Source organism: Caldisalinibacter kiritimatiensis (assembly GCF_000387765.1).
Taxonomy (GTDB): domain Bacteria; phylum Bacillota; class Clostridia; order Tissierellales; family Caldisalinibacteraceae; genus Caldisalinibacter; species Caldisalinibacter kiritimatiensis.
Genome location: NZ_ARZA01000185.1, coordinates 1 through 20,785, shown reverse-complemented (window position 1 = coordinate 20,785; position 20,785 = coordinate 1). Strand labels below are relative to the sequence as shown.

At 30.0% G+C, this 20,785-nt stretch carries 16 protein-coding genes, 1 tRNA gene, 1 other RNA gene and 1 riboswitch; of the genes, 17 read left to right on the top strand and 1 reads right to left on the bottom strand.

Annotation, left to right across the window (positions count from 1 at the left end; all coding sequences use genetic code 11):
• Positions 1 to 45 precede the first annotated feature (45 nt).
• The 17 genes from L21TH_RS15225 to L21TH_RS07975 all read left to right on the top strand — a co-directional run bounded on the left by L21TH_RS15225 (position 46) and on the right by L21TH_RS07975 (position 18,689).
• The gene (locus tag L21TH_RS15225) at positions 46 to 435 is read left to right on the top strand and encodes an HD-GYP domain-containing protein (RefSeq protein WP_081627938.1); all 390 of its coding nucleotides are present in this window, start codon (positions 46 to 48) and stop codon (positions 433 to 435) included.
• A 104-nt stretch (positions 436 to 539) separates the two neighbouring features.
• A tRNA-Ser gene (locus tag L21TH_RS08040) sits at positions 540 to 633 on the top strand.
• Between the two features lie 12 nt (positions 634 to 645).
• Positions 646 to 910, top strand: an RNA gene (gene ffs / locus L21TH_RS14050) — signal recognition particle sRNA large type.
• 376 nt (positions 911 to 1,286) lie between these two features.
• Positions 1,287 to 3,947: an HD domain-containing phosphohydrolase gene (locus L21TH_RS08035; protein WP_006313805.1), complete on the top strand. Its 2,661-nt coding sequence runs from the start codon at positions 1,287 to 1,289 to the stop codon at positions 3,945 to 3,947.
• A 138-nt stretch (positions 3,948 to 4,085) separates the two neighbouring features.
• Entirely contained in the window at positions 4,086 to 5,765 is a 1,680-nt protein-coding gene (gene dnaX, locus L21TH_RS08030) for a DNA polymerase III subunit gamma/tau (RefSeq protein ID WP_006313804.1), read from the top strand.
• Between the two features lie 60 nt (positions 5,766 to 5,825).
• Positions 5,826 to 6,161 carry a YbaB/EbfC family nucleoid-associated protein gene (locus L21TH_RS08025; RefSeq protein ID WP_006313803.1) on the top strand — a complete coding sequence of 112 codons (336 nt, stop codon included), beginning with the start codon at positions 5,826 to 5,828 and terminating at the stop codon, positions 6,159 to 6,161.
• 168 nt (positions 6,162 to 6,329) lie between these two features.
• Positions 6,330 to 6,929: a recombination mediator RecR gene (recR, locus tag L21TH_RS08020; RefSeq protein ID WP_006313802.1), complete on the top strand. Its 600-nt coding sequence runs from the start codon at positions 6,330 to 6,332 to the stop codon at positions 6,927 to 6,929.
• Positions 6,930 to 7,408: 479 nt separating this feature from the next.
• Positions 7,409 to 7,588, top strand: a complete 180-nt coding sequence (locus L21TH_RS08015; RefSeq protein ID WP_006313801.1) for a DUF6897 domain-containing protein — start codon at positions 7,409 to 7,411, stop codon at positions 7,586 to 7,588.
• Positions 7,589 to 7,618: 30 nt separating this feature from the next.
• Complete coding sequence (locus tag L21TH_RS08010; protein WP_006313800.1) at positions 7,619 to 8,116, top strand: hypothetical protein; 498 nt, start codon at positions 7,619 to 7,621, stop codon at positions 8,114 to 8,116.
• A 134-nt stretch (positions 8,117 to 8,250) separates the two neighbouring features.
• Positions 8,251 to 9,258 carry a LacI family DNA-binding transcriptional regulator gene (locus L21TH_RS08005; RefSeq protein ID WP_006313799.1) on the top strand — a complete coding sequence of 336 codons (1,008 nt, stop codon included), beginning with the start codon at positions 8,251 to 8,253 and terminating at the stop codon, positions 9,256 to 9,258.
• A gap of 154 nt (positions 9,259 to 9,412) precedes the next feature.
• On the top strand, positions 9,413 to 9,658 hold the full coding sequence (locus L21TH_RS14790) for a hypothetical protein (protein ID WP_006313798.1): 246 nt from the start codon (positions 9,413 to 9,415) through the stop codon (positions 9,656 to 9,658).
• The gene (locus tag L21TH_RS08000; RefSeq protein WP_205617976.1) at positions 9,613 to 10,755 is read left to right on the top strand and encodes an extracellular solute-binding protein; all 1,143 of its coding nucleotides are present in this window, start codon (positions 9,613 to 9,615) and stop codon (positions 10,753 to 10,755) included. The genes L21TH_RS14790 and L21TH_RS08000 overlap by 46 nt, the downstream gene beginning before the upstream one ends.
• Before the next feature lie 79 nt (positions 10,756 to 10,834).
• Positions 10,835 to 11,728, top strand: a complete 894-nt coding sequence (locus L21TH_RS07995) for a carbohydrate ABC transporter permease (RefSeq protein ID WP_006313796.1) — start codon at positions 10,835 to 10,837, stop codon at positions 11,726 to 11,728.
• A 13-nt stretch (positions 11,729 to 11,741) separates the two neighbouring features.
• Positions 11,742 to 12,593, top strand: coding sequence for a carbohydrate ABC transporter permease (locus L21TH_RS07990; protein WP_006313795.1), 852 nt, complete (start codon positions 11,742 to 11,744; stop codon positions 12,591 to 12,593).
• Positions 12,594 to 12,608: 15 nt separating this feature from the next.
• Positions 12,609 to 13,943, top strand: coding sequence for a GH1 family beta-glucosidase (locus L21TH_RS07985; protein WP_006313792.1), 1,335 nt, complete (start codon positions 12,609 to 12,611; stop codon positions 13,941 to 13,943).
• Between the two features lie 179 nt (positions 13,944 to 14,122).
• Positions 14,123 to 15,472 (top strand): glycoside hydrolase family 30 protein, encoded by a 1,350-nt coding sequence (locus tag L21TH_RS07980; RefSeq protein WP_006313790.1) that lies wholly within the window; start codon positions 14,123 to 14,125, stop codon positions 15,470 to 15,472.
• A gap of 31 nt (positions 15,473 to 15,503) precedes the next feature.
• Positions 15,504 to 18,689 (top strand): hypothetical protein, encoded by a 3,186-nt coding sequence (locus tag L21TH_RS07975; RefSeq protein ID WP_006313788.1) that lies wholly within the window; start codon positions 15,504 to 15,506, stop codon positions 18,687 to 18,689.
• A 56-nt stretch (positions 18,690 to 18,745) separates the two neighbouring features.
• On the opposite strand, the gene L21TH_RS07970 is transcribed toward L21TH_RS07975, so the two are convergent.
• Positions 18,746 to 20,134, bottom strand: a complete 1,389-nt coding sequence (locus L21TH_RS07970) for an alanine/glycine:cation symporter family protein (RefSeq protein WP_006313786.1) — start codon at positions 20,132 to 20,134, stop codon at positions 18,746 to 18,748.
• Between the two features lie 474 nt (positions 20,135 to 20,608).
• Positions 20,609 to 20,695: riboswitch (cyclic di-GMP riboswitch) on the top strand.
• Positions 20,696 to 20,785: the final 90 nt, after the last annotated feature.

Here is a 20,785-nt window from a genome sequence, read left to right as displayed (position 1 = left end):
CCTCTAGGGGATTTTTCAATTATTATACTAGGGTAATTTTAATTTATCATAAACAATAAATTAACGGATAAAGAATTTGAAATAATAAAAAAGCATACAATTAAAGGATATAATTATATATCACATAGAGATGATTTAAGTGAAGCTTCTAAAAAAATTGTTTTACAGCATCATGAAACTATAGATGGTAAAGGATATCCTAAGGGTATTACAGGAGATAATATAAGCTTTTATGCTAAAATAACTGGAATTTGTGACCATTATGAAGCATTATGTTCTGAAAGGACATATAAAAAGGCAATAACCCCTAGCTTAGCTATTGAATATTTATTAGAAAAAGCAGGTACTTATTTTGACTTAGAACTTACCAGGGAGTTTATAGGATTAGTAGCACCATATATAATAAAAAAACAAGCTTCTCTACTACAAATGTAATAAAATGCAACATATTGAATAAATTACATTTTATATAGGTTGACATATTGTATATTTTAAGGTATAATAATAACTTGTAAGCACAATTAAATATTATTAAACGTGGAGAGGTGGCTGAGTCTGGCTGAAGGCGCTCGCCTGGAAAGCGGGTAGGCGGCTAAAACCGTCTCGGGGGTTCAAATCCCCCTCTCTCCGCCATCAAAAAGTTTGTCGTGCTAGACGGGGAGGTGGCGGTGCCCTGTAACCTGCAATCCGCCATAGCAGGGTTGAATTCCTAGCCCAGGCTTATTACTGTAAGGTCTGCCCTAGATAAGTGGCGTCGACGACTTGGTCCCGCGCAACGGGAACCCATGAACCCCGTCAGGTCCGGAAGGAAGCAGCGGTAAGTGGATCCTCTCGTGTGCCGTGGGGGTGCCGGGTCTGAGTTAACTGTCTAGGTAACGCTTGTAGTAATATGTCAAAGCTAGGTGCACGACTAAAATTTTAAAAGACTGTAGAGCATCAAATGTTCTACAGTCTTTTTATTGTTTATCAAAGTATATTTATTTTATAGCTTGTAATTAAGTTAAATACATGTTTTAAAGGTAGAAAAATATTTATAGAATTATTATCGAAAAGCGAACAGCCTAATTCTTTCTAATATTCTCCTGAGAACTAAGAACTGAATTTACAGCTACTAACTACTAACAACGAACTACTAACAAATCGGCTTTAGCCGATTTTTTTCAATGTTATATTCCGATAAAATTTTAATTTAAATAAAGGAAATTTTGATAATAATGTAGAAGTATGAAAGAAGCAAAAAGTTTATGTATAAGAATATATTATTGACATGATGGTGGGTGCTTACTATGCTTTTAAATTCGTACAGAAATAAGTTAATTATTATTTTTATACTTATTGCTATGATACCTATTTTAGTTATTAGTATAAACATAGAATCGCAAATTAAAAAAAATATTATAGATAAAGAAACAGAAATAAAGTCAGTGGAAATAAAAAATCAATGTGACAAGCTTGATATATGGCTTAAAGAGAAGGAAGAAATTTTAAAGTCTGTAGCGGCTAATTATCCCATCATAAAAGAAATGTTAGAAAATGAGTATAGCTTTTCAAAAATAAATGGATATTTAAATTCACAAAAAATTAATACGAGTTCAATAAAAAATTTATATATTACACTAAATGATGGTAGAAATTTTAATTCTTCTTTTAAGTTAATACAACAGGATACAAGACAAAGACCTTGGTATAAAAAAACATATCAAGCTAAAGAGTTGACATGGACTCAACCATATAAGGATATTTTATCAAATAAGTCTGTTATTACTGTTTCTCTGCCTTTATTGAATGAAAATAACGAGATTATAGGAGTAATAGGAGCAGATTTTGATTTAAACCAACTAATGGAAAAGATATCTCAAATGAACTTAACTAACAATAGTACTACTTATGTCATTAATTCCAATGGAGATATACTAAAGAGGTTTGGAGAAGATATAATTAGTTTATCAAACTCAGATGAAAAATATAAACAAGAAATAAATTCATTTATCCAGTCCATAATTTCTGGTACAAATGAAAAGCACATCTTATCTTTAAATAAGGATTATCTTACGGTGTATTCTGATATTGATGTATTAGATTGGCAAATCATTTCTGTGATTAACAAAAGTCAATATTTTCATAATATATATGGATTTCATACCCATGTTATGTATGTAGTGGTATTGACCTTTATTTTAGTCATTTTACTAGCCTTATTTTTTTCAAAGAGTTTTTCTAATCCCCTTGAAAAACTGAAAACAGGAGCAATAGAGATACAGAAGGGTAATTATGATTATAGGATTCCAGATTATAAAAATGATGAATTCGGTCAGGTGGCAAAGGCTTTTAATGATATGGCAAAAAAGATGCAAGATAGCCACAATAAGCTTAAACAACAGACTGAGCAGTTATTATCAAGTAATAAACAGCTTCAAGAAATGAATATAGAGCTTGAAGCATCATATGAGCAATTAGAGGCTACTACATCTCAACTGAATGATTCAGAGCAGAGATATAGAACCCTCATTGATAACATGTATGATTTAGTTTGGATAATAGACATAAAAGGGAACTTAGTTTTTGTAAACAATCAAGCAAAAAGAATGCTTAAATATAGCAAAGATGAAGTGATAGGTAAAGATATATTTAGTTTAGTTGATATATGGAAATATGAAGATGTAGATAATAGTGAGATATTAGATAATCTTAAAAATACAGATTTTAGAAATATAGAAGTTATATTTAAAGATAAAGATGGAAATGAGTTTATAGTAGAAACGAATACTAAAAGAATATATGAAAATGAAAGGTTAGTTGGAATACAAGGAGTAGGTAGAGATATAACAGAAAGAAAGAATATGGAAAAGGAAATATTACGAAGAAATACAGAACTAACTACAATTAATAAAATAAGTAGAAATTTAAACTCAACTATGAATATTAAGCAGGTATTACAGCATATTGTTGATGATATTGTAGAATTAATGGATATGCCTCTTTGTACAATTAGACTTTTAAATAAAAATAATAGATTAGAATCAGTAGCTAAAGCTGGTGTATTATCTGAAAATGTAATTAAAGAAGAAATAAAAGCTAATAAAAATATAATTAACAGAGCTGTAAGGAATGGAAAGCTAGAAATGTTATATAGTTCTTTAAAAGAAGAAGTAGACGAGTTAAATAAGAGAATTATGGTATTAGAAGGGGTTAAATATATAAGCTTCTTTCCTTTAAGGGTAAGGGAGAATACTTTAGGGGTTATAATTGTTGGTACTAAAGATAAATTAAGTGAAAGTAATTTTAATATATTAATGTCAGTATCTAATCAAACTGCTATGGTTTTGGAGAATATTAAGTTATATGACGATTTAAAAGAAAGTTATATGAAAACTATTGAAACATTAGCTGCAGCAGTAGAAGCTAAAGACGAATATACAGAGGGACATTCTTTAAGAGTATCTAAATATGGATATATAATGGCTAAATATTTAAATTTATCTAACAAAATGTGTGAGGATATAAAAATTGCAGGTATACTGCATGATATAGGCAAGATAGGTATAAGTGATGCTATATTAACTAAGCCGGGAAGATTAACAGAAGATGAATATAAAGAAATAACCCAACATCCTATTATAGGTAGTAAGATATTAGAAAATGTTGGTTTATCTGATACTATAATGAATGCAATAAAATATCATCATAAAAGATATGACTTAAAAGGATATCCTAAGGAAGAAGAAATAGATGAACTTCCTATAGAGGCTTGCATTATAGGAGTAGCAGATGCATTTGATGCTATGACATCAACTAGGTCATATAGAGATGCTATGTCGATAGATGAAGCTTTAGATGAGCTTGTTCAGAACAAAGATAGACAATTTCATCCATATATTGTAGATGTATTTATTGATATTTATAAAAAGACTCCATGGGAAATTGAAAGGATAATGCAAGAAAAATAATTGTTACAAGTATTTTATTACAGTATTTTGTGATACAATAGTAAAAGATTTATTAGCATGAAATAGGAAAATACATTAGTAGTACGATATTAAAAGTTTTGTTATAATATATATAATACTATATTTGAAGGTGGTTTGATGGGATACCAAGCAATATATAGAAAATTTAGACCTAAAACTTTTCAGGATGTACTAGGACAGGAACACGTAACTACAACATTAAAAAACCAGATACTAAGTGACAATATTGCCCATGCTTACTTGTTTTCAGGAACTAGAGGTACAGGGAAGACATCTACTGCTAAGATATTTGCACGAGCGGTGAATTGTTTAAATAATAACGATGGCAACCCTTGTAATGAATGTGAAGTATGTAGGGGTATATTAGATGAGACAATAATGGATGTAGTAGAAATGGATGCGGCTTCTAATAATAGTGTTGACGATATTAGGGAGCTACGAGAAAAGGTGAAATATTTACCATCAAAGGGTAAATATAAGGTTTATATTATAGATGAGGTTCATATGTTGTCAAAGGGAGCATTTAATGCATTATTAAAGACATTAGAGGAACCTCCTAAACATTTATTATTTATATTAGCAACTACTGAACCACAGAGAATTCCAGCTACTATACTTTCAAGGTGTCAAAGATTTGATTTTAAAAGGATAACTACTAAAGATATTGTAAAAAATATGAAAGGGATATGTAGTGAGCTTGGTATTGAAGCTGAAGATAAGGCATTACATCTTATAGCTAGAAATTCTGATGGAGCTATGAGAGATGCTTTAAGTATATTAGACCAGTGTGTATCATTCACAGATGATAATATAACCTACGAGTATGTACTTTCAATACTAGGTACGGTAAATAACGATTTATTATTTGAGATTTCAGATGGAATAATAGATAAAGATTTAAATAAAGTATTAGGCTTTGTAGATGAAATGGTGCAAAAAGGTAAAGATATACACCAGTTTATAAAAGATTTAATTTTACATTTTAGGAACTTGATGATAGCTAAGTCAACAGATAATTTTTATCATGTATTGGATACTTCTGAAGAAGTTATTCATAAATTAAAGGAGCAGGCTAAAAAAGTAGAATTAGAGAGTATAATTAGATATTTAAACGTATTATCTGAAGCAGAAGTACAGAGTAAATGGTCATCACAGCCAAGGATTATACTGGAGATAAGTATGGTTAAACTATTATCTCCAAGTACAGATTCAACATTAGAAGGATTATCTCAGAGGGTTAAAGAAATAGAAAAGTTAATTAGTCAAGGTAGAATTAATATACAAAAACAGAATATAGATAATAATAAGAATAATTATATAACTATTGAGAAAGAGAAAAAACAAGTACCAGAAAAGACAATAGATAAAAAGAAAGAAAAAAATGAACAAGAACCAAAGATTGAAAGTAAAGAAGAAGCAACTTCTGATACACCAGTTTCTAGTAGAGAAGTAGATTTTAAGACGATACTTAGTTCTTGGTCAGAGATTTTACAAAAGATTAAAAGTGATAGAATAAGTATACATGCATTACTCATGGAAGGTGAACCGGTTAAATTAGAGGATAATACGTTAATAATAGCTTTTGGTGAAGGTTTTGGCTTCCACAAAGAAGCTGTTGCAAAAAAAGAAAATAAACAGTATATAGAAAATATGATTAATACCTACTTGGGAACAAATCTTCATATAAAATGTGCGATGAAGGACGAAATTGATACTATTCCAAAGCAAGAGGATAATAATAATCTTGTAGAAAAGATTAAAGATATATTTGGAGAAGACATTGTAGAGGTTGAATAAAGAATTAATAGTTAAGATGCTATTCAATATTATAAAATTTAAATAAGGAGGATGATTTTAATGGCAAAGGGAAGATTTCCAGGAATGGGAAATATAAATGGTATGATGAAGCAAGTTCAAAAAATGCAAAAACAAATGGCAGAAATGCAAAAAGAATTAGAAGAAAGAGAAGTTGAAGCAAGTGCAGGTGGAGGAGCAGTTACTGTAAAGGTAAATGGTAAAAAAGAGGTATTAGATATTATTATTGAACCAGACGTAGTAGACCCAGATGATGTTGAAATGTTACAGGATTTAATATTGGCTGCTACAAATGAAGCATTAAGAAATGCTGAAGAAATGGTTTCAAAAGAAATGCAAAAAATAACAGGTGGTATGAACATACCAGGATTATTCTAAGAAATGTGGCCACAAAAGGCCACTTTTACATTTGGTAAAGAAAGTTATTTGCTTTTTTAAAGCTAATAGCCAAAAGAGACTTTAGTGGAGTTTGTTTTTGACGAAAAGCGAAAGCGAATAGCTAATAGTAAAAGCAGCTTTGATGCTTTTTCAAGTGAGGTGATTTAAGTGGAATACTTTGCAGCTCCAGTGGCGAAGTTAATTGAAGAATTTTCTAAGCTACCAGGTGTTGGGCAAAAAACTGCTCAAAGGTTAGCTTTTCACGTATTAAATATGAAAAATACAGATGCCACAGAACTAGCTAATGCAATAGTAAATGCAAAAAAGAATATCAAGTATTGTAGTATTTGTGGAAATTTAACAGATAAAGACCCATGTTTTATCTGTAGAAATAAAAAAAGAGACGAAAGCGTTATATGTGTAGTTGAAGACCCAAGGGATATTATTTCTATGGAAAGAACAAAGGAGTTCAATGGATTATATCACGTATTACATGGAAGTATTTCTCCTATGGATAGAGTAGGGCCTGAGGACATTAGGATAAAGGAGCTACTACACAGAATAAAAGATGGGGTCGTGGAAGAAGTTATTTTGGCTACTAATCCTACTATAGAAGGTGAAGCTACAGCTATGTATATATCTAAGCTATTAAAGCCTATGGGAATAAAGACAACACGTATAGCCCATGGAGTACCTGTAGGTGGGGACTTAGAATATGCCGATGAAGTGACTTTATCAAAAGCTCTTGAGGGCAGAAGAGAGATTTAGAAACAATTAACAACGGATAATTGAGAATTAACAATTAAAAACCAAATAAAGTTGTATCAAAAAACATGCTTTTAAAGAATCAAAGTATCTTTAAAAGCATGTTTTTTATTTGTTCTTGATAACCTTTTAAATTCTAAGAGTTAGTGTAAATTTAAATATTTATAATTATCTGTATATCTATGGACTTAAGTAAAGGAAAATTAAATAGAATGTTGAATATAGCATATAAAGATATATTGAAATAAACTGATAGGTATTATTATTGCATTGAGACTCATTCCTAATGAAATTTTGGAAGAATGTAGAGTAGAAAATGAAAATAAATTATTAGGAGGGGGTGTATATTTGAATTTTACAATATGGATTGTATATTTGCCCTTATTTATGTTTTTTATATTGTTTTTGTTATTTTACCAAAGCAAAATAGAATAAGAAAAATTATTTTACTTAAAATCAAAAAGAGAAAGGGGATAATAACTATGGCTAATGATATAATTAAAAAATATATAGGAAAGAATTGTAAGATAATTATAGGTTCATTTGGTACAACAGTAATAGGAAAAATAGTTGAAGTAAATGAAAACTGGATTGAAGTTGAAACCAAAAAAGGTAAAGAACTAATAAATGCTGATTTTGTACAGAATATTAAAGTAAAATAAAATTTTCCACATAAAGTAGGAGGAATAATTTTGAAAAAGAGAGACGTACTATTAGTAATACTGATAGTATTATTTACTACGTTATTAATCGATTATTTCAATTTTAGACTAATGAAAATAGATAATAAATACTATGATGAATTCAAAGATAGACTTTATAAAGTTACCCAAGAGAAAACTTCTTTTAATATGAAAGATGTAACTCCTTTTCAATGGGACAAAATGTATATCATATCCCCATACACAAGTAAATCTGAAATACAAGAAATAGTTGGTATAAAGTGGACAACTTCTAATACTTATTTAGGTTATTTGTTATATCAAAAAACTATACTTGGAAAATATCCTTTAGATGATGATATTTTTCACAAATTAGTTTTTATAAAAGGAGAAGAGGTTTTATTAGATATTACCCTTAATAGAATGGAAATAGATTTTACAAAGGTTAAAGATGTTGTATTTTATAATAAAGCAGAATTTGTTATTAAAAAGGAAGGGGATAGATGTATAATATTGAAAAATAGATAAAGAAAAAATAGGATAAGTTAACATTAATGTTTCCGTACAATCTATTTTAAAATTTATATTGACTAGAAACGCTTTCCTTGATATAATGAAACCACGAAATGGGTTTCGAAACGTATCATAAGAGGTGAATTTAATTGACTACAATATATGACATATCTAAAGAGACAGGTTTTTCACCGACAACAGTTTCCAAGGCTTTAAATGATTATCCTGATATAAGTAATCGAACTAAACAAATCATTTTAAACAAAGCTAGAGAACTAGGCTATATTCCAAATTCCCATGCAAGGATATTAATCACGAAGAAATCTTGGACTATAGGAGTTTTATTTGATGAAAAGCTAAATATAGGTATAAAGCATCCATTTTTTAACTCAATTATTGAGAGTTTCAAGAAAAGCATTGAATCTAGAGGATATGATTTATTATTTATTTCTAAGGATATTGGAGGCAGAAAAATAAGTTATTTAGACCATTGTAAGATAAGAGGAGTAGATGGGGTAATAATAATTAGTTCAGATTTTGAAAATAGTGAAATACAAGAGCTTATTGACAGTAATATTCCTTGTGTATTAATTGATGTAGAAAGTGATAAAGCTAGTACAGTTCATTCAGATAATTTACAGGGTTGTTTTTTAGGTGTTGAGTATTTATATTCATTAGGGCATAGAAAAATAGCCCATATTCACGGAAAGCTAGATACATATGCAGGACATGTAAGAAAAAATGGTTATATTAAAGCTATGGAAAAGTTTAATCTAGAAAAGAAAGACGAATATATAGTGGATGGTGGCTACTTTTCCTTTGATGGTGGATATAAAGCCATGAAAAAGCTTTTAGAATTAGATGAAATACCAACTGCAGTCTTTGTAGCTGGAGATTATATGGCAATTGGAGCAATTAGTGCTATAACAGAAAATGGATTAAAAGTACCAGATGATATATCTATCATTGGATATGATGATATAGAACATTGTAAGTATACGACCCCAAAACTTACAACTATAAGACAAAACACAGAATTAATAGGTGAAAATGCAGCAGATGTATTAATAAATTCAATAGATAAGAAAAATGCTAGAACATCAGTAATTGTACCAGTTGAGTTAGTGATTAGAAATTCTTGTAAAGCTGTAAAATAGATAGCTTACAGCTTTTTTTTGAAACTTACGAAACCGGTTTAGTAAAATCGGATTATTAATACAGAATTATTATTATGCATTAAAATGATTATAGTTTTAAATAATAGCTATAATTATAAAAAATAAAAATTCTAAAATTTAAGGGGGAATTTTAATGAAAAAATACCTAAGTCTCATTTTAGCTTTAATTTTAGTATCCACATCATTAATAGGATGTAGTTCAAAAAGCAATACTGGTGAAAAATCCTTAGAAGTGGATAAAGACAAAGTTTTAAAGGTATGGTCTTTTACTGATGAGTTGAAAAAGCCATTAGAGTATTTTGAAGAGCATTATGGAATTAAAACTGAGTTAACATTGTACCAACAGAAAACTACGTATCTAAAATTCAGCCTTCATTAGATAGTGGAGTTGGTGCTCCGGATGTATTTACAGGGGAAATTGCTTGGTTAAAGAAATGGACAGATTTACCTTATTGGGAAAATTTATCAGAAGCCCCATACAATGTTGACGAATGGGCTGACGATTATGTTCCTTATGTATTTGATTTAGGTAAGGATAATGAAGGCAATGTGAAAGCGTTATCGTGGCAAGCGACACCTGGTGGATTCATATATAAAAGGTGGATTGCTAGAGAAGTTTGGGGAAATGATGACCCTGAATTTGTAGCAGAAAAACTATCAACATTAGATAAATTCTTTGAAGCTGCTGAGGAATTAAAACAAGCAGGTTATAAAATATTGCCAGATGAAGGTGCACTTCGTTGGTTTGCTAAGGGGTCAGATCCTAAACCTTGGATAAATGATAAAAAAGAATTGCAATTAACTCAAGCACAATTAGATTTTATGGATTATCAAAAGAAATTACGTGATAATGAATATACAGCAATGGCTCCAGAATGGTCACCATCTTGGTTCGCTTCTATGCAAAGACCAGTACCATTTAACGGAGGATGGGATGAATTGGAAAATATTAACTCTAACAAAGAAGTTGAAGTATTTGGGTATGCTCTACCAACTTGGGGATTACACTTCGTTATTAAACCAAATGCAGAAAATACAGCAGGTGATTGGGGATTAACAGCTGGACCTTCTCCTTATTTCTGGGGTGGAACATGGATAGGAATTTATTCAGGTTCTGAAAATAAAGGAGCTGCTTGGGAGTTTGTTAAGATGATGACCCATGATGAAGAATTCCTAAATTGGTGGTATGAAGAAACTGGAGATTTATTATCATATAAACCTATAACAGATAAAGTTAAGGATTCTGCTTCTGATGAATTCTTAAAAGGACAAAACCACTATAAATTCTTCTTAAAAGAAGCTGAAAAAATAGAATCTGGTATAGTTACTAAATATGACCAAGGTATTGACCAAATTTGGGGAAATATGGTAATAGAATATGTTGAAGGTAAAAAGACAAAAGAAGAGGCAATAACAGAATTCTATAAGCAAGTTAAAAACGCTTATCCTGAAATTATAACACCACTTGATAAGTAATAAAGTTTAATAAATAACAGTTTAATAGGTGGGTTTAAGTCCACCTATTAAACTGAATATATAAGAAAGAGGGTGTACTATGAAATCAAAAAATAGATATGGATATTTATTTATATCACCATTTTTTATAGTGTTTAGTATATTTGGTATTTATCCTATAATTCTTTCTTTATACATGAGTTTCACAGATTATACAGGCATAGGCTCTCCATTTGATGCTAATTGGGTTGGAATATCACAATACCTAAGATTAATACATGATGAATACTTTCTTCAAGCATTTTTTAATACATGGAAAATATGGGGAGTAAACATAATACTACAATTGTCCATAGCTTTAATCTTAGCAGTAATATTTTCAGATATTAGATTAAAATTAAAGGGTGTAAGTTTATTCCGTGGTATTTTTTATTTACCTAATTTAATGACAGTTTCATCTGTTGCACTGTTGTTTTTATTCATTTTAGATTGGCAGCATGGTTCACTTAATATGTTGTTATTAAAACTTGGACTTATTTCAAAGCCTGTCAATTGGCTTGGACAACCAGCTACCGCTCAATTATCGGTTTCCCTTATTCAAACTTGGTTATGGTTTGGGCATACATTTATAATTGTCTTTGCTGGTATTCAAGGAATATCCAAGGATTATTTTGAAGCAGCTATGATAGACGGAGCAAATAGAAGACAGACATTTACAAAGGTAACTTTACCGTTATTAAAGCCTATAATGATTTATGTTGTTATAACATCATTGATTGGAGGATTACAATTATTTGAAATACCATTCTTAGTTTCTACAAATGGTCTAGGAGGCCCAGAGGGTTCTTTAGTAACAATGGTATTATATCTATACAATCAAGCTTTTACTTATGATAATTTTGGTTACGCTGCGGCAGTAGCTTATGGGTTATTCCTTATAATACTAGCATTCTCTATTATTGTCTTTAGAGGAATGTTCAAAAAAGAGGTTTAAGGAGGTGTAAATTTTGAATAAGAAAAATCTTGTTAGAGGTATAATTTATGCTGGTTTAATTTTACTATCAATCATTTGTTTAATACCCTTTGCTATGATGATAATAAATGCAACCCGTTCGAATACCGAAATAGTGCGAGGTTTCTCTTTAATACCAGGAAAGAGTTTAATAGATAATTATAAAAATATGATGTATCATATGGATATTAGTGATGGTATTTTCAAAGGTATTTGGCTTGGATTTAAAAATAGTTTTATTATTGCAGTTTCTGTAACTATATTAAGTGGATATTTTTCAGCTTTAACAGCTTATGGTTTTTATGCTTATGAATTTAAAGGAAAAAAATTATTATTTATATTTATTTTAGTTATGATGATGATTCCTAGTCAATTAGGACTACTTGGTTTCTATGAGTTAAATAAAGCATTAAAGACATTGGATTCTTATATTCCATTGATTATTCCATCAATTGCAACTCCTTTTACAGTATTTTTTATGCGTCAATATTTAATATCTACAATGCATCCTGCTATAATTGAAGCGGCACGTATTGATGGAGCAAGTGAAATATCAATTTTTCATAAAATTATTTTACCCGTAATGATGCCAGCAGTTGCAACAATGTCTATTTTCAGCTTTATAGGTGCATGGAACAACTACTTATTACCATTAATTGTTATATTTTCACCTGAAAAATATCCATTACCTGTTTTAATGGGATACCTTAAGGGTGGAAAGGTTGCTGAAAACTTGGGATCTATATATTTAGCTATTTCAATTTCTGTTGTTCCTATCATTATAGCCTTTATGTTCTTGTCTAAACATATTATCGGCAGTATATCAGCAGGAGCAGTTAAAGAATAAGAGAGAGGTGATAACATGAATAAATTTGACAAAGGTTTCGTTTTTGGAACAGCAACATCTTCATATCAAATTGAAGGAGCCCATGATGTAGACGGTAGAACTGATTCTATATGGGATGTCTTCTCAAGAACACCAGGAAAAGTACACAATGGAGATACTGGAGATATTGCATGTGACCACTATAACAGATATGAAGAAGATGTTGAGCTTTTAAAAGAATTAGGGGTTGAATCCTATAGATTTTCAATTGCATGGCCAAGGATATTTCCAGAGAAGGGAAAATACAATAGTAAGGGTATGGAGTTTTATAAAAAGTTAATTAAAGCCCTTAAAAATGCTAATATAAAACCAGCTATTACCCTTTATCATTGGGATTTACCAATGTGGGCTGAAAATGAAGGTGGTTGGACTAATAGAGAGTGTGTAGATTGGTTCTGTGAATATGCAGAAAAATGTTTTGAGGAATTAGGAAATGAAGTTGATAGCTGGATAACACATAATGAGCCCTTCTGCTCTGGATTTTTAGGACATTACACTGGAGAACATGCCCCAGGAATAAAAAGTCTTGATAAAAGCTTAAAAGCAATTCATCATATATTATTATCCCATGGTAAAGCTGTGAAAATCTTTAGAGAAAGAGGATTCAATGGACAAATAGGTATAACATTGAACTTATCACCAGCTTATCCTAATGACAATACTATTAATGATAGAATTGCTTGCAATAATTGTGATGGATTCTTTAACAGATGGTTCTTAGACCCAGTATTTAAAGGAACGTATCCAATGGATATGATAAATTTATTTACTAAAAAAGTGAAGAATTTTTCTTTCATAAAAGAAGGAGATTTAGAAACTATTTCTGTTAAGAACGATTTTCTAGGTATTAATTACTATAGCAGTAATGTTGTAGAGTACAGTACAGATGAAGAGCTACTTTTTAAATTTATAGAACAGGATACTAAAAAAACTGATATGAATTGGGCAATTACTCCATCAAAGCTTAAAGATTTGATACGTCGTATAAGAGAGGAATACACAAACATTCCAATATATATTACTGAGAATGGAGCAGCATTTAAAGATGTAGTTAATGAAGATGGAAAAGTGTATGACACAGATAGAATAGACTACATTAAAGAACACTTAAAAGTAATATCACAGTTAAATGAAGAAGGTATGAATGTAGCTGGATATTATTTATGGTCCTTTATGGATAACTTTGAATGGGCCTTTGGATACAGTAAGAGATTTGGAATTGTGTATGTTGATTACGATTCTTTAAAGAGAATAAAGAAGGAAAGTTTTTATGAATACTCAAGGATAATCAAGAATAGATATGTGGAATAATTTTATTTTTATACTTTTTTCGAAACCCATTTCGTAATTACATGAAATAACATAAAGTCATGAGAGTGATAAAAATAATGCATTATATATAGCATTAACTTATGAATAGACTATCGCTTTCATGACTTTTTGTGAAATAAAGAGTGTGATGGTATATAAAGAAAAAAGGATGGGATTATATGAAGGAAATTAAAGTAGTTATGACCTCTAAAAATACACAGGATAGATTAACTGAGAAAGAAAATATTACTTTCTCTAATAGATTAGAAGTACAAGAAGTGGATATTGAGTTAGATATAAACAAAAGGTTTCAAACTATATTAGGATTTGGTGGAGCACTTACAGAAGCAGCTGCTTATAAACTTTCACAAATGCCCTTTGATAAAAGACAACAGGTAATAAATAGCTATTTTGATAGTAAAAATGGCTTGGGGTATTCAATGGCACGTATACATATAAACAGCTGTGATTTTTCTTTAGAAAACTATGTATATATAGAAGAAAATGATACTGAGTTAAAAACCTTTGATATCTCTAGAGAGAAAAAATGGGTAATACCCTTTATCAAGGATTGTATGAAGGTTAAAGGTGGAGAAATTAAAATATTAGCGTCACCGTGGAGTCCACCTGCTTGGATGAAGACAAATAAAGAAATGAATAACGGAGGGAAATTATCCCCTGAATATAAAGAAGTATGGGCTAAATATTATGCTAAATTTATAAAAGCTTATCGTGAAGAAGGAATAAACATATGGGGGATTAGTGTACAAAACGAACCAGCAGCTGTTCAAGTTTGGGATTCTTGTGTTTATAGTGCTGAAGAAGAAAGGGATTTCATAAAGAACTATTTAGGTCCTATTATGCATTCAGAAAAACTTGAAGATGTGAACATACTAATTTGGGATCATAATAGGGATATTATGGTAGAAAGAGCTTCTACGGTACTTTCTGACCCTGAGGCAGCAAAATATGTTTGGGGAACAGGATTTCATTGGTATTTAAGTGAGGAATTCGAAAATGTTGGCAAAGTTCATGAGTTGTTCCCTGATAAGCATTTATTATTTACTGAAGGTTGTCAAGAGGGTGGAGTAAAATTAGGTGAATGGTTTACAGGAGAAAGATATGGACGTAATATTATTGGAGACTTAAATAATTGGACTGAAGGATATTTAGATTGGAATATTGTATTAAATGAAGAGGGAGGTCCAAATCATGTAGGTAATTTTTGTGACGCTCCAATAATAGCTAATACGAATACGCAACAATTACATTATAATAGCTCATATTACTATATAGGACACTTTAGTAAATATATAAGGCCTGGTGCAGTTAGGATTGGAATGATAAATAAAAATAATCAGTTGTATGCAACAGCCTTTTTAAATAAAGATGGAAAAATAGCTTTAGTAGTTATGAATGAAACTGAAGAAAATATTGATTTTACATTTGGTTTTGGTAATGACGTTGCTAAGCTTAGTTTACCAGAGCATTCTATTGCTACTTATATCTTCGATAGTAAGCTACTTTAGTAATAAAATCATAAAAAATGGAGGAGTTCATATGGTTAAATACTACTGTGATGAAGAAGAGAGATTTGTAATTGAAGGGTATGATAAATCAAAGACATTTTCAAGCTTTTTACCTGGGATTGCGAGAGTAAATGGAATTCCAATGTGGGTTTTTTATGTAAATAGAGGTCAAGGGATTTGTAGTTTTGGTATTAGAGATAAGAACTCTCCAATCATGGAATTTTCTCCGGCAAGCATAGCATATAGTAATGTCAACGTTAAAGGATTTAGAACATTTATTAAAATTGATGATGATACTATATATGAACCCTTTTCTAATTTTCCATCAAAACAGAAAACAACTAGAAAAATGTTTATAAAACAAAATGAATTAAGTATTGAAGAGATAAATGAAGACTTAGGATTAAAAACAAATGTAATTTATTTTACTATGCCATTTGAATCATTTGCAGGTTTAGTTAGGAAGGTAGAAATGACTAATGTAGGGAATAGAGATATGGAAATAGAGGTTTTAGATGGAATGCCAGAAATAATTCCATTTGGAGTAGAGAATTCTACTTATAAAGAAGTTGGAAATTTAATGAGAAGCTGGATGGAGGTATATAATCTAGAAAATAATATTCCATTCTTTAAAGTAAGGGCTAGTACAAAGGATGAGGCTCGTGTTGATGAAATAACGAGGGGACATTTTTATCTTTCATTTTCAGATAGTGAAACTTTAATTACTCCTATAGTGGACTTTGAATTGATATTTGAACAGAACACATCTTTATTGTATCCAGATGGATTTGTAAAAAATACTGTTGATGATTTGATTGGTAAAGAACAGATAACAGCCAATAAGGTTCCTTGTGGTTTTACAGGGGTGAAAAGAAAGTTAGAAGCAGATGAAAAATTAAATATTGCAACTATAATAGGTCATATAGAAGATATTGATATAATCAACAAAAGGTCAAATGAAATATGTAAATTTGATTATATACATGAAAAGAGAAAGCAGGCAAGTGAATTAGTAACAGATATAACTGATGATATTCATACAGAGACATCTTCAAAGGTTTTCGATGCATATTGTAGACAAAACTATTTAGATAATATTTTAAGAGGTGGTTATCCATTAATTTTAGATAATAAAAAAGAAGGCTTTGTTTATCATGTATATTCCAGAAAACATGGAGATTTAGAAAGAGATTATAACTTCTTCACCCTTGAGCCAGAATATTATTCTCAAGGTAATGGTAATTTTAGAGATGTTAATCAAAATAGAAGAAATGACATTTTCTTTAATCCAAAGATTAGAGATTATAATGTAAAGACATTTATGAATTTAATTCAAGCTGATGGGTATAATCCATTATCTGTTAAAGGATGTACTTTTGAAATAATCAAAGCAAATAAAGAAAAGGCATTTGATATAGTAGATAAGTACTTTATAAGTCATAAAGAAGAAATAAAAGAATTAATAAGTAGTAAATTTACTCCAGGAAAAATAATAAACTATATTTATAATCATAATGTAAAACGTAATATATCAGATGAAGAATTACTGATAGAGTTACTTTCTTTGTCAACACAAAATATAGAAGCTGATTTTGGCGAGGGTTACTGGATAGACCATTGGACATATAATATGGACTTAATTGAAAGTTATTTAAAAATCTATCCAGATAAATTAGAAGAATTACTATTTGATAATAATACCTATAAGTTTTATGACAGCCCTGCTTATGTTTTACCTAGAAGTAAAAAATATGTACTTGCTAATAACAAGGTAAGACAGTATGATTCTATAATGCTAGATGAAGAAAAAATAGAAAAGTTAAACATGAAAAGTCAAGGTACAAACTGGTTAAAGACAAATCATGGTCAAGGAGAAGTCTACTGCACAAATTTATTTGTAAAGCTTATTACACTATCTTTAGTTAAATTTGCTACTCTTGACCCTTATGGAATGGGAATAGAAATGGAAGCAGATAAGCCTGGGTGGAATGATGCAATGAATGGACTTCCAGGTTTATTCGGATCTGGTATGAGCGAAACATTTGAGCTAAAGCGTATAATACAATTTATCATTGAAACTGTAGATGAAGTTAAAGATAGAAAAATTAGTTTACCTATAGAGGTTTATGATTTATTATATAAAGTAAACGATGTATTAGAAGAGTATAACAGAAAAAATATAGATGATTTTAATTACTGGGATAAAATAAGTACTTTAAGAGAAGAATACAGACAAAAAATTAGATTTGGTTTTGATGGTAGAGAAAAGGATATTAGTTTATCAGAAATAGCAAAGATTTATAATAAGTTTTTAGAAAAACTTGATAATGGAATTAATAAAGCACTTAAGCTAGGTAATGGATTATTTCCAACATATTTCTATTTTGAGGCTGAGGATTATGAAGTAATTAAAGACAAGGTTGTAAAAATTAAGAGCTTTAAAGTTAATACTCTTCCATACTTCTTAGAAGGACCAGCAAGAGCCTTAAAGACAATTAAAGATGTTGAAGATTCACGAAGAATTTATGACGAAATAAAGAAAACAGATATATTTGATAAAAAAATAAAAATGTATAAAACATCTGTTAGTCTAGAGAATCAGTCATATGAAATAGGGAGAATAAAGGCATTTACTCCTGGTTGGTTAGAACGTGAATCAGTATTTTTACACATGGAATATAAATATCTACTAGAATTAATTAAATCAGGATTATATGATGAATTCTTTGAAGACATAAAAACATGCATGATACCATTTTTAAGTCCAGAAATTTATGGAAGAAGTATATTAGAGAACTCATCTTTTATAGCTAGTAGTGTTAATCCTGATTCATCTAACCATGGTCGTGGCTTTGTAGCTCGATTAAGTGGTTCAACTGCAGAGTTTATAAGCATGTGGGCTATTATGATGATGGGGAATGAAGTTTTTAAAGTTGAAAATGGAAATTTAGTTTTAAAACTTAAACCTATATTACCTAATTGGTTATTTAATCAAGAAGGAAAGATTACCTTTAAATTTTTAGGAAAAATTAACGTAACATATCATAATAACACAAATAAAAACACTTATGGAGATAATAAAGCACAAATTAAAAGAATTGTATTAACTACGAATGATGACGATACTATTGAAATAGAACAGTCCTATATTTCTGCTCCTTTTGCAGAGCAATGTAGAGATGGAGCTATTAAAGAGATTGATATTTATTTTGAATAAAATTACTTATATAATTCTAAAAAAACACTGCCTTTAGTGGCAGTGTTTTTTTAGAACTAATTTGTTTCATCTGCTAGTTTTATATTATGTATTTTTCTAGACTTAACTGCATTAAAATACTTTTTAGTTTCATAAACTATTACAGGACTTAATCCTATGAGAGCAATTAAGTTCGGTATTGCCATTAATCCATTTACTATATCTGCTATAGTCCAAATCAAATTTAATTTTAAGAATGAACCTGAAGCAATTAAAGCTATAAATATATATTTATATATCCTTATACCTTTAACACCAAATAAATACTCTGTACATCTTTCTCCATAATAATTCCACGCCAATATAGTAGTAAATGCAAAGAAGATTAGCCCAATAGTCACTATGTATTCACCTATAATTGAAATAGGGAGTCCTATTCTGAATGCTGCAGTTGTCATTTCAGCTCCTGCCAGTTCAGAATTCCAAGTCCCTGTTAAAATTAAGACTAAACCTGTCATTGTACATACGATAATTGTATCAAAAAATGTACCTGTCATGGATATTAGACCTTGTCTTACACATGATTTGGTTTTAGCTGCAGCAGCTGCAATTGGAGCACTACCTAGACCAGATTCATTTGAAAATACACCTCTAGATATACCACTTCTAATAGCAAGCATAACCCCTGCACCTAAAAAACCGCCTGTTGCAGCTGTAGGAGTGAATGCACTTCTTATTATTAATGCTATAGTTTGAGGTAATAATTTAATATTAGCAATTAATATACATATAACTCCAATTATATAAAATACAGCCATGAAAGGAACAATGAATTCAGATACTCTAGAAATACTTTTTATACCTCCGAGAGTTACTAATGCTACTAGAGAAGTTAATATTATTGCAGAAATAATTATTGGAATGTTAAATGCTATTTTGACTGCATTTGTTATAGCGTTAACTTGAGGAAAAGTACCTATACCGAAGAAAGCTACTCCTATTCCAAATATGGCGAAAAGTTTTGCGAGCAATTTATTCCCTAAGCCTCTTTCTATATAATACATTGGACCTCCTGACATTTGTCCATTATCATCTGTTACTCTATATTTTACAGCTAAAAGACCTTCTGAATATTTTGTAGCCATACCAAATAAAGCTGCCATCCACATCCAAAATAAAGCACCAGGTCCTCCAGCTTTTATCGCTGTAGCAACACCAACGATATTACCAGTACCAATAGTGGCTGCGAGCGCCGTGCAAAGTGCTGCAAAGCTTGATACATCACCTTTACCTTCATTATCTTCATCTTTTGCAAATAAATATTTTAGGGCAAGTGGTAATTTTACTATTTGCAAGAAACCTAATCTGAATGTTAAAAAAATCCCTGTTCCCACAAGTAAAATAAGTAAAGGTGGCCCCCATACAAGAGAGTCTAACTTACTAAAAAATACGGTTAATTTTTCCATTCCCATTCCCCCTACCTTAAAGTTATAGTAAAAACTTGAAATGATTTAATTTTATAGTAACTTATTGTTAAATAAATGTCAAAGAGGGTTTAGATGCTTGGTTTTTCTTGGGAATTTAAGGATTAATAACGATATAACTCAAAGAAAAATTAAATATTACTAAAGCTTAATAGTGTGAATAAATTAACGCAGTTAAGATTTATTATAGTATATAAGTTTATTATTTTATTAATTAATTATTAGTTATTAGGTGGATTTACACAACGAAATGAATGTTAGAAAAAACGATAAAATGTGAAGTCAAAATGAAGAATCGTCAAAAATCAACATAAATATACAAAAACACGAAAAAATAGACAAAAAACCACAAATTATCTTGGCATATGCCCTGAAAATTGGTATAATCTAACTGCAAGTAAAATGAAAAACTATAAAAAAGATTAAAAAATTATATAGAAACCAAAAAATGAATATTATAGACAAAGGCAAGCTTATCGAAAGATAAGGGTGAAAAACCAAGGGCCTAATGCAATTATATTGTTATGGTAGCTGGTTACCGCAAAATCTACAATAGACCCTTTTTTATTTTTTGATAAATGTATTTGTCAAGTGAAAAATCCCCCAGAATTTAATTGAAACTTCCCCTAGTGG

Bases quoted from the DNA above. Each gene is read 5' to 3' on its own strand.
- L21TH_RS08035 (WP_006313805.1), top strand. From the start codon at position 1,287: ATGCTTTTAAATTCGTACAGAAATAAGTTAATTATTATTTTTATACTT.
- dnaX (WP_006313804.1), top strand. From the start codon at position 4,086: ATGGGATACCAAGCAATATATAGAAAATTTAGACCTAAAACTTTTCAG.
- L21TH_RS08025 (WP_006313803.1), top strand. From the start codon at position 5,826: ATGGCAAAGGGAAGATTTCCAGGAATGGGAAATATAAATGGTATGATG.
- L21TH_RS08015 (WP_006313801.1), top strand. From the start codon at position 7,409: ATGGCTAATGATATAATTAAAAAATATATAGGAAAGAATTGTAAGATA.
- L21TH_RS14790 (WP_006313798.1), top strand. From the start codon at position 9,413: ATGAAAAAATACCTAAGTCTCATTTTAGCTTTAATTTTAGTATCCACA.
- L21TH_RS07995 (WP_006313796.1), top strand. From the start codon at position 10,835: ATGAAATCAAAAAATAGATATGGATATTTATTTATATCACCATTTTTT.
- L21TH_RS07985 (WP_006313792.1), top strand. From the start codon at position 12,609: ATGAATAAATTTGACAAAGGTTTCGTTTTTGGAACAGCAACATCTTCA.
- L21TH_RS07980 (WP_006313790.1), top strand. From the start codon at position 14,123: ATGAAGGAAATTAAAGTAGTTATGACCTCTAAAAATACACAGGATAGA.
- L21TH_RS07975 (WP_006313788.1), top strand. From the start codon at position 15,504: ATGGTTAAATACTACTGTGATGAAGAAGAGAGATTTGTAATTGAAGGG.
- L21TH_RS07970 (WP_006313786.1), bottom strand. From the start codon at position 20,134: ATGGAAAAATTAACCGTATTTTTTAGTAAGTTAGACTCTCTTGTATGG.